Raw genomic sequence first — 11,929 nt, 5'->3', positions numbered from 1 at the left:
GGCTCGACGGCGTTCCCTACGACCCCGCCAAACACGGTGCCGCAGCAGCGCTCACCGAGTTCGTTGTTGCCTGAGGTTGACACAGGGAGTGTCATGCGTGACCGTGGTTGCCCTCTCGCTCCCCTGGCTGATTGCACGCTAGAGAGCAGGCGGATTGTCGAGGAGTACCACTCCGTATTGAGCCAGGAGGTCGAGGTGCTCTTCGTCGGCGCGCGTTTCACCGGGGCCGATCGCCTTGAAGTAGCCCTCGACGGCTCCGGGGCTGTTGATCTGAAGGATTTCCGCGGTCTCCGTGATCGGCTGGAGCGTGTGAGGCACTAAACGGGGTCCGTAGACGAAGGCGCCGGCTTCGGCGTCGTACACCTCGCATTCGGCGAGCGACGTCGACCCGATCCAGAACCGGACGCGTCCGGAGAGGATCACCCAGCTCTCGTCCTCGCGACTGTGGGTGTGCAGGGGTGGCGCGTCGGAGCGCGGCATCTTGAGACGTGAGACGGTGACCGCTCCATTCGTCTCGTCGGTCGACACGACCTGCTCGACCCCGGTGTTGTAGTAGCGGTAGGCCGGACCGTCGCCGGGGTTCCGCACGAGAGCGATGCTCATCTGAAAACCTTTTGTCGTCGGTACGTCATCTGGTTGAACGGGCCTGGCCGTTGAATCATCCAGTTATCCCGACGATAACAAGTTGAACTTTAAACTACAAGTACGGAGTGTGCGGCCAGCGCAGCAGGCTTCGGCCATACTCACGACGCCCCCAATACACCAGGCCAGAGGCCAACGCAGGGCTCTGCGTGACGTTGCCCGGTCCAGTGGACACATCAGGGCGTGCGGCTACGCGGCAGCATCGTCGACATCTCGGGCGTTCTTGAGCCCGTGCCGGAGTTCATATTCGGCGGGGCTGAAGTAGCCGTCGGCGGAGTGGCGAAGTCGTGAATTGTCGGACCCTTTGATATGGCGGAAGACGGCCGGTTCAGCTTCTGATTTGGCGTGGAAGGTACGCGGTGGGCTGCCTGACCAAGAGCCTCGCCCACCCCTTCGACACAGGCCAGGCCCAGCGTGAGCACGCGGCCCGGTTCGTTGACGCCCTGAGGACCTGATGGCCGCATGGGACACGACAACGTCAGAGCGTCCATCTACCAGTACGCAGCCAGAGAGGCGAACAAGTGATCACGGACGCCGTCGACCAGTAACTAGAACAGCGCAGCGACACCAACGACGGCGGAGCGGCTGATTGCACGGAAGATCGACAAAGAGACCAGAAACTGACGGACGGTGGCCACAAACAGCAACCGCGCCCTGCGACGAGAAGCCCAGAGATGAGGGTGGCACGCGGGGGCTCGGGGGTCGTCCCCCCGACCAACACAAAAGCCCCGCCGAAGTTGACCAAAGGTCAACGAGCAGGGCTCGCCGAGAGCGGGTGACGGGAATCGAACCCGCGCTGTCAGCTTGGGAACTGCACGGACCACGGCACGTGAAGGCTCTGAGCTGGGCGGAAACCTGGTCACGAGTGACCGTGGTTGCCCCCTCGTTCCCTGGCTAATTGCACGCTAATCGCACGACGACCACGGACCCATCTGGACGGCTGCCGGGGCCACTGGACGCTAAGTAAAGCACCTAACCGGACAAACGACGGCCGCACCTCTCGCAAGGGCGGAAGTCGAACGTGATCACCGAGTGAGGCTAGGCCACCTTGACCGAGTGGGGTCCGACACTGATGGTGATGTCGAGATGCCCGCCCAGCGCCATGGCATAGGCGCGAAGGGTCTCCAGTTCCATGGCCTCGATGTTGCCGTTCTCGATCTGGGAGATCCGGGATTGGGACACGCCCAGGATCTGGGCGACCTCTGCTTGTGTCTTCCCGGTGGCCTTGCGGAGTTCCTTGAGATGGTGGCCAGCGATGTAGGCGTCGAGCTCGGCGCGGGCCCTGGCCTGGCGTCCTGGATCGGCCAACTCGGGGTGACGGCGGTGCGCCTCGGCCTTGACATCCTGCCACCGGCGGGCGGTAGTCATCGATCGGCCTCCTTGTCTTGCTCCGCTCGGTAATCGGAGTAGCGAGCTTCAGCTAGTGGTATGGCTTCGTCGTACCATCGGGACCATTGTCCTGCCTTATCCCCTGCGACCAAGAAGATCGCTGCCCGGTCGGGGTCGAAGACGAAGAGCATGCGGATCTCTGAACGCTTACGCGAGCCCGGCCGGAACTCCTTCAAGTTCTTGAGGTTGCTGTGCTCAAGAGTGTCAACAAGCGGGCGCCCGAGCGTGGGTCCCACCTCGGCGAGACGGTCGATGGCCTGTTCGATCAGCGCCGCCGTGTCCGGGTCGGACTCACAGAGCTTCATGAACCACATCTCCACCGGTTCCAGGAGGATGATATCCCACGCCATGCAGCGAATATAACCCAGGGCTCATGTCTTGTCCCCGTTTTCGGCACAGCCCGTCCAGCAAACGACGTGGCTGTCCCGGTGAAACCTCCCGCCGACTACGCGCGATGCCTCGGCGCCGGGGTACGGAACCAACTGGACTCGTGAACGAGACCACGAAAGCCGGATGGAACAGTAACCGCGCCCTGAGATCGAGAAGCCGTACGGCGAGAGGACGACCCGCCCGGCCTGGTTTCCACCGGATGATCGCCAGACGAAGAGGAGTGGCGCGCCATGAAGACGTCCACCTCGTCCTCGGTCTCGGCCGTGAACCCGTGTCGCTCGTACAACCGGCGGGCCGAACTGCCCCTGCAGCACGTTCAACCGAACCACGGCGTCTTCGAGGTTGCACCATTCCAACAGCCTGCTCAAAACGGCAGTACCGATGCCCTTGCCCTGCAAATCCGGTCCAGGTAGAAGTGCTCCAGCCAGTACGTGTCCTTCGCCGGCCGCAGCGCCACACAGCCGGCCACGGCGCCATCCACCTCGATCATCCAGGTGTGCGCTGGGGTGAACCCGTCCCGCAACCGCTGTCGCACTCGTTGTTCGTCGTACCGCCCGAGCCGCTCGAGATCCGGCCTCAGCACCACGGCCCGCAACTCGGCCACCGCCTCGACGTCCGCCACCGAAGCCGGCCGAAGCTCCTAGTCCACCATGATCGTGATGTTATCGCCCCGGTTCCTGCCGACCCGGGCCCCTCCTGCTACGCGAATCGCACAATCGATCGTTTTGCCGATGGCCCAATGGCACGCAGTGGCACGCAAAGATCAGCAGCCCTGGAAAGATCAAAGCCCAGGTCCCGAATCCCTCGGTCCACCTGGGCTTTCGCTCTGAGAGCGGGTGACGGGAATCGAACCCGCGCTGTCAGCTTGGGAACTCTTTCGAGATCACGGCGTCTGAGCAGGGGGAACGCTGACCTGGGCCGACGCTGGCCGAGTGCCCGTGAGTCCCCGCCGCTCCCCCTTGATCGCCGCACGAACGGGCACGCAGCGGGCACGCCGACAGCCGGCGCTTGTGATCGCTGCACACCTGATCCCGAAGACCGTACGCAACCGCTCGGCGATCAACCGGCACCGGGTTTCGGCGCAACGCGCATACCCCGCCTGCCTGATCATCCCGTCTGCCGTCGACCCGCCCGAAGGGGAAGCGGGCCAGGGCCATGGGGTCAAGGTGGAGCGCCCCACCGGACGAACGACCTTGACCCCATGGCCCTGGCCCGCTCGGCTTGTCCCGGGTCGATAGCGGACGGGATGATCAGGCTTCCACCTCAGCCACCTCCGACCCCGGCGCCCGGCAAGATGATCATCCCGGAGCCAGAGCGCCCCCGCCGGAGGCATGCAGCTATCATCTACGCCTCCATGGCCAGCGTCTTTTCTGGTTCGACTCAACTTGAACATACAAAGGAGTGGCGAGGATAATTCGAGTTGGCGTGAATTCACTAATTACGTTGGCGAGGACCTGCGCCATTCCCGACAGTCGTCCAAATTGGCGCTTTGGGTGTTCGCGCTGAAGAACCCCGTGCGCAAAGTCCACGGCCATAGCCATGTCTGGATGCGTGGCCTCAGGCGAGATCCCATGCTTGTCTAGATCTCTGTAGCTGATCGCCTGTTGATTAACCTCAAGATCCTTCAGGTACACGATCAGGCTGTATAGCCAGTCCGTATCGGAGCCCATCCGCCCCTCGCTGGCTACACGTCGGGTCAGGTGCTGTGTCGATCCGCAGAGCAGTAGATCCACATGCTGAGTATCTGTGAGCTGCTCGAATGTTCGAAGGTTCGCGAAGAGGGCTACGTCATCGATCGGTGGCCTGGGGATCTGGCCATCATCGTAGGTCGTGCCGTACACCAGTGGCAGATCGAAACGCACCCAATCAAGCGGACGAACTGTTGGTTGTCTGTAGTCGCCCACAGCGATCCTGTTGAGATATCGGATCACATTCTTCAGATGGCGAAGATCATCCGAGTTTTGGCCAGACGATGGCGATAAGGAGGCACTCACCGTGGGCCCAATTGGTAATGGGAGCTCGACTGAAGCTTGCAGCCGATCGCGAAGCCGGGGCAGTTCCTTCAAAAACTCATCACGAAGTTTCCGCTGAGAAAGATAGAGGAGTTGGCGCATGTGCCCTCCGATGTCGTAAGCCTTGATCGTAGATCCTGGCTGGAGAGAGTGTGAAGGACATGCCGCACGGCTGGGCGCGGCCCGAGTACGGGCGCGCGCGAGAACGGCCCCCAGGCCGCACGCGCAGCGTGCGGCCGAGCGCAGGGCCGCGCTGGCGGCGCGGAGCGCTGCCCTTGATCCTTATGAGATCAATTCGGCAGACCGTTGCCACTGTCGTCGGTGCCAGCAGTCAGGTCCCTGAGAGTCATCTCAAGAAGTGAGGACTGGTTCGGTGCCACACGAGAGCGCGGAGCCGGCCTGAACTCGGGAAGATACTGAGCGAGCCGAGCTCGTAGCGTTTCCAGAAGGCGATCCGCGCTCCCCCCCTCTTCAAGAGCTGCAGCCGGAGCTACATCAAGGGCATAGTGCGACAGTGCCGCAGCGTCAGTCCCGATGACCTTGGTCAGTCTGATCTCGTTCGGTGTAGCCGTCTCGGATTCGCTGATCTCGAAGACGTAGATCCAAGATGATGGGTGCTCATCCGTCTCTGCATCCTGGGCTGCGAGGCGATAGGTTCCGTCTGACTTTTGGACGAGATCGGGCTTGCCCAGGTGCCGCTGCCAGCTCTCCCACACAGCGTCCGGGATGGCGAAGACGCATCCTGCTCCGTGACCGTGAGCCCCTACTTGGAACTTGAACATCATCTGATAGAAGGTCCGCTTGAACACGTTGGCGATGTTCGGACCCTCAATCTTGTTACCGGGCCATTTAGGGTTATCGCGAACCGCTTGACTGAAATTCTCCCCGTGGAGACGTAGCGCGTCGCTGAGGTCACGGACGGCATGTGAATAGCTGCCGTGGAAGTCCATGGTTTGAATCTCGAATACCCCATAGCGCCCGAGGGACAAGCCACCGATCCCATCGGGAATCACCTCCACCATAGTGGAGTCGAAGGAGAATTCCGGTGAACGTTCGGTAGCGCTGAGGCTGATTTCTCCGCCCAGCTTGTTTTGAAAGTAGACCATGCAGGGCCGACCGCTCTGCACCTGAGCCCGAAACTGATCTGCCGCCTCCTGGTTTGCAAGCGTGGGCGCTGGAACCAGCGTGATCGCCACCGATCCATCGTGACCGAAGAGACGGCGGGCGGCATCATCAAGGAGTTCAGGCTCCAGGACCCGGAAGGGGCAAACAAGCCAGTCTTGACGTCCGACTGCTCCACTCGTGCTGATCGTGCAGACACCGAGGGACTGAGTGTTCTTGATGCACTTGTGCTTCTGCCCGGTGGCGACGCTTAGGAACGGACAGCGTTGCTCCTCCTGATCTCTGAGGCTCTCTGGGGTGTCGGCCACGACTGGATAAACACGGTGGCCAAACCATTCGGCGACGTGGTTGCGTGGCCCCTTGGCTGCCGCTGTCCCCTTCTTAGACCTTGATCGACTCATGATGCATCAGTGTGCTCTACGACGCCGGCAGAATCTACCGGCTCCACCTCTTCCAACCCGATCTTGCGGCGGGCTGCAACGCTATAGGAAGGGGAGAGTTCGAACCCTATGGCGCGCCGCCCATGCTCCAACGCTACAGCCAATGCTGTTCCTGTTCCTGCGAATGGATCTAGAACTAGCCCGCCGGGCGGACAGGAGCTCAAGATTCGCGGAGTGATGAGACTTGGTGGGAATGTAGCTGAATGGCCATTGGTGCCGCTTTGGACATTGACAGTGACAACGTCACGAGCATCCTTCTCAACGTGCGCCATGTCGTAGTAGTACTTCGGGCGTCCTTCTTTCGGGCGCTTTACAAAGTGATAGAAGTGCTCATGCGCGAGCCGGAGTCTGTCCTTCTCCGGCCGTGGGGGGACGTTCGGCTTATGCCAGATTAGATCATTTCGCAAGATCCACCGATGGTTCTGCATCGCGATGGCGAAGCGTGCCGGGATCATAAGGAGCTGCTTCTCTTGTCGATAGCCACCCATCGGGGTACGTCGGCGCTCTCGCGGGTTGTCGCCGAGTCCCTGCCGCCCGTTCTGTCTGAGGCTGGACCAGCGAGCGAAATATGTGTCACCGATGTTGATCCACATGCTCCCCGTCGGCGTTAGGGCGTGTGCGCCCCGCTGGAAGATCTCAACCAGGTGCGAGATAAACCACTCAGGCAGTGGCTCAAGGCCGAGCACGCCGCCATTCTTTCGGTACCACTCGTAGGAAGGGATATCTTCTTGATTATTTCCCTCGGCCTTCCATACGCCCAGGATCTCGGTATTGTGATCAAGACCGTAGGTGCGAAGACCCCAGTACGGCGGCGAAGTGATAAGCAAGTCCACCGACTCAGGCTCTAGCTCAGCCATGAGATCGTAGGCATCTCCTTGACGTACCTCCCCAACCTGTTCGTTCGGCTCTCCGGCCGGTTCGCTAGGCCCTTGAAGATGTTCCTCAGGGAGAAGATCTTGGATAGGGTCCGCAGTCATGCGCTCCAGGTTAGACGTGCCCAGAGACATCCGGGGGCGGATGACCAGTGCGCACGGCAGCCCGGCGCGGATGACTGAGCCTGCTTGCTGGTCGCGATAGGCGCGAATCCACTCCAGTCCGACCTCATGTAGCCTCCGCGGCTGGAAGCCATGTACCACATGTAGGTGAGGCGGTAGCGTCGCGGTGTGGCTATCAACGAGGAGCAGACGCGCTGGATCGTCCACGGCGAACGACTGGTCTATGACAACCGGTGGATTCGCCTCGGGCTCGTTGATGTCGAGATCCCCGGCGGGGAGCGCTTCGAGCATCACGCGGTTCATCTGGACCGGGCGGCCATGACGGTGCTTGTTGATGATCAGAATCGGATCCTGATGCTGTGGCGGCACCGGTTCCTCTTCGACCGTTGGGGATGGGAGCTTCCCGGCGGCTTGGTCGAAGTCGGTGAGGACCCGAAGGAGACCGCCGCTCGCGAGGTGGAGGAGGAGACCGGTTACCGGCCCAAGGAGATCGAGCACCTGATCACGTTTCAGCCGATGGTCGGCATGGTCGACTCCGAGCACATCGTGTTCCTTGGCCGGGGGGCCGAGCTCGTCGGTGAGCCGTCCGGGGAGATCGAGGCCGATCGGCTGGAGTGGATCCCGATGAGGGAGATCCCGGGGATGATTGCCCGCGGCGATGTCTGGAACTCTGGTGTGCTGGTGGGGCTCCTTTATGCCCGGGAACGGCTCAACGGGTTGCGCGGGTAGCTGCACGGGTCAGCTCGGCGATTCGTCGCGCGTGACGGCGAGAGCCGGTCATCGTGGCAAGTTGTTCGGCTCGGTGGAGGTGCGGTTGCGCAGCGTCTGATTCCCCCATGGCCAGCAGGGCGTGTGCGAGGTCGCAGCGCAACCCGGCCTCGGCACGGTTGTACGTGCCGTCCATGCCCGCGAGTGCCGATCGAAGATCTTCGATGGTGTCGGGGTCTCCGAAGCGGACGAGGCAGTTGCCGCGCCACCGGGCGAAATGGTGACGGTTGAGGGAGACGTATGGCAAGAGGGGGTCGGCGTCACCTTCGGGGAGTAGCGCGGCGGCGTGATCCAGAGCTGTACGACAAGACTTCTCATCACCGAGGGTCGCGGCGGCTTCCGCTTCGGCGGCGGCAAGCCATGTGCGCAGATGACCGGGCACGCGGTGGTCATAGGTGGTGCGGACGTGGCGAAGCAGTTCTGTCGCTTCCGCCGGCCGTCCGAGGTCGGTCAGAACGTATGCCTGTTGCCCGCGCGCATAGGCGAGTAGGGCAGGGTCGTCGGCATCGCGGGCGGCGGATATGGCGAGTTCATGGTGATCCCATGCGTCTTTCAACGCGCATGTGTCGATGGCCTGCCATCCAGCAAGAGCAGCGGTTTCCGAGAGCACATGGGCCAATTGCGCCCGTATGCCAGGCCGTACGGCGTGGTGGTGGGCACGCTCTATCTGGGAAATTTGGGCGCGCATTTTGTCGGCGATGGCTGCCCTGCCGAGTCGGCGATCAAGTAGCCGAAGGTTGTTGGTGCCCGTGCTGAGGATCATGACCATGGTGGAATCGATGGCGGAGGCTGCCTCGATTCGGGCGGTTAGCTCCTCGGTCTGCTCTTGGTGCTCGTCGTTGTGGTCTCCGGTGGGTGAGGCGATGTCGAGCGGAGCCAGGCCGAGCAGCATGCGGGCGTGGTCGGGTAGTCCGAGACCTGCGGCGATGCGCTCATAGACCTCAAGGTCGGTGACCCGGCGCTGGCCGCGTAGGTGCTGGCTGATGCGTCCTTGGGCGATGCCGGTTGCGGTGCTGATGCGCACCTGACTGGCGCCCGCGTATTTGATCGCAAGGCCGAATAGTCCTGCTACGTCACGTTTTTTGAGGATTTCCCGAGTTTCGTCGCGGTCCCATACCCATGCGGGGATTTCGATTGACTCGAAAGCGTTTCCGTGCATTCCGGCCTCCACTGTTTCCAGACTGGCGGCGCATGGCTAGTACTGGGAACTCTATATCTCCTGGTGGTATATCCCGGTGGGATAGGGGCGGGATCTCTTTCCATCCATTGTTTCCGACATGACGACACCGGTTAAGTGCACCGCGTGCGACGGGCGCGGATGGAAGATTGTCACTCGGCGGGGGCGAGTGACGGCCACGATGATGAGAGAGGCCACCTCGTCGCAGGAAGACTGCGTCTACTGCGACGAGGGCCAGTTGTTCGTCGAGATGTTCGAGTGGGAGACGTTCCTCACGGGTACCGGCACGGACGAACGTGGGCCGTGCGGTGCCAGCTCCGGACAGGCCACCTCAATGGACGAGCTTCGCAAGGCGCTGCGCCGGATGGACCCTGACAGTGAGCCATGGGGACGCATCACGCACCGGATCTCTGACTTCAGCGCGTTCCCGGACAACTCGTCCCGGCGGGTGATCTTCCTGGCGACCCTCGACCCGGCCGGTTCAGTGCGGTTTGAGCGGGTGAGCGCATGATTTCGCCTGCGATCGTCGTCATGGACCCGTGCGAGTCCGCCGAAGTGCTCCAGGAGGTGCTGCGGAGCAACGGCATCGACTCCGATGTACACGATGGATACGGGCTCGCGTTGGTGTCGGTGGGGGTCGGGCTGGTCGTCTGGTGCGACGGTGCACGCTTCTGGTGGCGTACCGGATGGAATGCCGAACGTAACCGGGTCATCTATGCCTGGCATCCCGTGAGTGATCCTTTTCGGGCTGCTCGGCGGATCGCGATGCGTTACGCCGAACTCCGCTCCCAGGAGACCCCGGTCGGCTCCGTCCCTCTGGGTACGTCGGCGGAGCCCTTGTGAGGTGGGCGAGTTCCCGGATCGGCTGCCGGGCCTCGATCGTCAGCACCTTCCACAGCCACGCGTTCACTCGCGCCCATGCCTCGGCGCTGATCGGCCGTGAAGGCGTGGTGGTGGCGGTGCTGCGCAACGGGACCACAGCGCTGATCAAGCTTGACGACGATCCCGATGAGCTGCCGGGCCGCGTGCAGTGCTGGTCCCTGCGATGGGATGACCTCGACCTGGAAGAACCGGCCGCGATGGATCGTGCCCCGGACTTCGTAACCGGGTGGTCGAAGACCCATGGGGCGATCGTGTTCCACGCCGTGCAACCGAGGACGGCCATGGGGGTGTGCTTCTCGCCGGCCGAGCCTCTGCCGGTGTGCGGCTGGTCGGTGCCCTTCTCGCCGAAGATGTCCAGGGCGTGCCCCGTCTGCTTGAGACACTTCGGTTTGTGAGCCGGTTACATCCTGCTGCCCTTTGAATGCGGCCCACTGACAGCCGTTGTCTCAGCCGGTACTGTGCTTATGCGCACGAGTGGAAGAGTGAATGGGCGGTTGAGATGGGTATGGATTTCGCTCCACCCAAATATGTGCAGGTCATGCGGACGATCCAGGAGCGGATCGAGTCGGGTGAGTACTCCCCCGGTGACATGCTGCCGTCGGAGACCCAGCTTGTGCGCGAACTCGGCGTCGGCCGGACTACCGTCGTGCGCGCTCTCCAGACCCTAGCCATGCAGGGCTGGATTGAGCGTGAACACGGCCGCGGGTCGTTCGTGAAAGGCCGTCCCGAGAGCGCGGTTGATCGCGTACGCCCGAGCTTGACCAGTGCCGAGCAGGGCGAGAGTGGCGATGCCGTGCTGGAGGCCGGGCGCGTTCCCGCTCCCCGTCATATTGCGCGGTTGCTGGGCGTCGCCGAGGGAACCCCGGTGATCGCGCGTAAGCGGGTAGCGCGCCAGGCTGATGTGATCTCAGCCGTGGAACAGATCTGGGTGCCGCTGGAACACGCGATCGGTACCGATCTGGACAAGCCCGAGCCCTTGCGGCGGGGTGTCCGTCAGCACCTCCAGGCCGTCAAGCACCTGCGCTTCGACCACATCACCGAGCGAGTCAGTGCGCGCATGCCCACCTCTGAGGAAGCCGAGCTGCTGGGGTCGTCCGACCCGGTCCTCGGCGTGCTGGCCACCGTGCATGACCCGGCCGGCAACGTGCTGTTGGCGGTCAGCCTGGCCCTGCCCGGGAGCCTGCATGAACTCGAAGATGTCTTCAAGGTGAGCTAACTCTTACCCGCCCCTTGCCGCCCGTCCACTTGTGCGGACGAGTTGCGATCACCTACTCTTCAACTCATGCGGACAAGTGGACGAGCGAACGAAGAGCCGTCCCCGATGAAAGGAGGACCACCCATGGCCATCCAAGGCCCCATCCCGATCAGCTTCGAGCAGGCGTTCCCGCACGGCTGCTTCCTCGTCGGCCAGGTCGAGCAGGTCAAGAACTTCGAAGCCTCGACCGGCGGCAAGACCGTCTACGCCCGGGACAAGACGACCGGTGAACCGATCTGGCAGGTCCCCGTCATGGACGGCGACCCGAACCTCAAGGCCGGCCAGAAGACGATCGCGGTCAAGATCCTTTCCGAGGTCGAACCCGTTCCGCCGCCCGCGCTGACCGGCCTGCCGATCGCGCCGGTCGAGTTCACCGGCATGACCGTCACCCCGTACGTCAACCAGGCCGGACGGCTCGCCTACTCCTACCGGGCCACCGGCATGAAGCCCGCCCGGCCCAAGCAGCAGGCGCCCGCCGGTAAGGAGGCGGCGGCGTGAGCTCCGGCCCGTACACCTACGTCACGCTGACGATGCAGCCGGACGCCGCGCCTCGTCTGACCGTCGCGTTCCACACGCCGGGCCTGCGGGTCAGCGCCGGGCTGCTGTTCAACAACGTGAGGCCGTACCTGGAGATCTGCTCCCGCGACGCGAACGTGCACATCTCCACCACCGGGGCCGGGCCGGTCACCGACGCCGATGTGTCCATCGCCCGCGAGATCTTCGCCGCTGCCGCTCGGTACCTGGCCGACTGCGAGCGCCTGCACACCGAGCAGTCGGCCGCCTCCGCCGAGAGTGCGGCGGGCTGATGCAAGGCGGGGCCGCCAGAAGCGGCAACTTCCGGCGGCCCCCGATCTTTC

The 11,929-nt window shown here is 63.0% G+C and carries 15 protein-coding genes; 7 read left to right on the top strand and 8 right to left on the bottom strand.

The features are described from left to right. Positions 1-138: 138 nt before the first annotated feature. From AB0J42_RS35380 to AB0J42_RS35350, 7 genes are all read right to left on the bottom strand, one after another. Positions 139-603 (bottom strand): cupin domain-containing protein, encoded by a 465-nt coding sequence (locus tag AB0J42_RS35380; protein ID WP_364302445.1) that lies wholly within the window; start codon positions 601-603, stop codon positions 139-141. Between the two features lie 1,077 nt (positions 604-1,680). Continuing rightward, positions 1,681-2,010, bottom strand: coding sequence for a helix-turn-helix transcriptional regulator (locus AB0J42_RS35375; RefSeq protein WP_364302443.1), 330 nt, complete (start codon positions 2,008-2,010; stop codon positions 1,681-1,683). Next, the gene (locus AB0J42_RS35370; protein ID WP_364302440.1) at positions 2,007-2,381 is read right to left on the bottom strand and encodes a type II toxin-antitoxin system RelE/ParE family toxin; all 375 of its coding nucleotides are present in this window, start codon (positions 2,379-2,381) and stop codon (positions 2,007-2,009) included. The genes AB0J42_RS35375 and AB0J42_RS35370 overlap by 4 nt, the downstream gene beginning before the upstream one ends. Before the next feature lie 404 nt (positions 2,382-2,785). Then, on the bottom strand, positions 2,786-3,043 hold the full coding sequence (locus tag AB0J42_RS35365) for a hypothetical protein (protein WP_364302438.1): 258 nt from the start codon (positions 3,041-3,043) through the stop codon (positions 2,786-2,788). Between the two features lie 718 nt (positions 3,044-3,761). Further along, positions 3,762-4,535 (bottom strand): SAVMC3_10250 family protein, encoded by a 774-nt coding sequence (locus AB0J42_RS35360; protein WP_364302436.1) that lies wholly within the window; start codon positions 4,533-4,535, stop codon positions 3,762-3,764. Between the two features lie 188 nt (positions 4,536-4,723). Continuing rightward, positions 4,724-5,629, bottom strand: a complete 906-nt coding sequence (locus AB0J42_RS35355; protein ID WP_364302434.1) for a hypothetical protein — start codon at positions 5,627-5,629, stop codon at positions 4,724-4,726. A 323-nt stretch (positions 5,630-5,952) separates the two neighbouring features. Then, positions 5,953-6,972, bottom strand: a complete 1,020-nt coding sequence (locus AB0J42_RS35350) for a site-specific DNA-methyltransferase (protein ID WP_364302432.1) — start codon at positions 6,970-6,972, stop codon at positions 5,953-5,955. Positions 6,973-7,158: 186 nt separating this feature from the next. Here AB0J42_RS35350 and AB0J42_RS35345 point away from each other — a divergent pair, with 186 nt between their 5' ends. Beyond that, positions 7,159-7,719: an NUDIX hydrolase gene (locus AB0J42_RS35345; RefSeq protein WP_364302430.1), complete on the top strand. Its 561-nt coding sequence runs from the start codon at positions 7,159-7,161 to the stop codon at positions 7,717-7,719. On the opposite strand, the gene AB0J42_RS35340 is transcribed toward AB0J42_RS35345, so the two are convergent. Further along, positions 7,700-8,917 (bottom strand): XRE family transcriptional regulator, encoded by a 1,218-nt coding sequence (locus tag AB0J42_RS35340; RefSeq protein ID WP_364302428.1) that lies wholly within the window; start codon positions 8,915-8,917, stop codon positions 7,700-7,702. The two genes, AB0J42_RS35345 and AB0J42_RS35340, sit on opposite strands and share 20 nt — an antisense overlap. A gap of 118 nt (positions 8,918-9,035) precedes the next feature. On the opposite strand from AB0J42_RS35340, the gene AB0J42_RS35335 reads away from it, so the two are divergent. The 6 genes from AB0J42_RS35335 (at position 9,036) to AB0J42_RS35310 (ending at position 11,878) form a co-directional block, all read left to right on the top strand. Next, on the top strand, positions 9,036-9,446 hold the full coding sequence (locus AB0J42_RS35335; RefSeq protein ID WP_364302426.1) for a hypothetical protein: 411 nt from the start codon (positions 9,036-9,038) through the stop codon (positions 9,444-9,446). After that, the gene (locus AB0J42_RS35330) at positions 9,443-9,778 is read left to right on the top strand and encodes a hypothetical protein (protein WP_364302424.1); all 336 of its coding nucleotides are present in this window, start codon (positions 9,443-9,445) and stop codon (positions 9,776-9,778) included. The genes AB0J42_RS35335 and AB0J42_RS35330 overlap by 4 nt, the downstream gene beginning before the upstream one ends. Continuing rightward, positions 9,775-10,212: a hypothetical protein gene (locus AB0J42_RS35325; RefSeq protein ID WP_364302422.1), complete on the top strand. Its 438-nt coding sequence runs from the start codon at positions 9,775-9,777 to the stop codon at positions 10,210-10,212. The genes AB0J42_RS35330 and AB0J42_RS35325 overlap by 4 nt, the downstream gene beginning before the upstream one ends. Before the next feature lie 110 nt (positions 10,213-10,322). Continuing rightward, positions 10,323-11,033 carry a GntR family transcriptional regulator gene (locus AB0J42_RS35320; protein WP_364302419.1) on the top strand — a complete coding sequence of 237 codons (711 nt, stop codon included), beginning with the start codon at positions 10,323-10,325 and terminating at the stop codon, positions 11,031-11,033. Positions 11,034-11,156: 123 nt separating this feature from the next. Further along, entirely contained in the window at positions 11,157-11,570 is a 414-nt protein-coding gene (locus AB0J42_RS35315; protein ID WP_364302417.1) for a plasmid replication, integration and excision activator, read from the top strand. Beyond that, positions 11,567-11,878, top strand: coding sequence for a hypothetical protein (locus AB0J42_RS35310; RefSeq protein ID WP_364302414.1), 312 nt, complete (start codon positions 11,567-11,569; stop codon positions 11,876-11,878). Before AB0J42_RS35315 ends, AB0J42_RS35310 begins: the two co-directional genes overlap by 4 nt. The last annotated feature ends 51 nt before the right edge of the window (positions 11,879-11,929 follow it).

It is taken from the genome of Nonomuraea sp. NPDC049649, assembly GCF_040675175.1.
Taxonomy (GTDB): Bacteria; Actinomycetota; Actinomycetes; order Streptosporangiales; family Streptosporangiaceae; genus Nonomuraea.
Note: the sequence above shows the minus strand (reverse complement) of the source record. Positions and strands in the feature narration are given on the sequence as shown.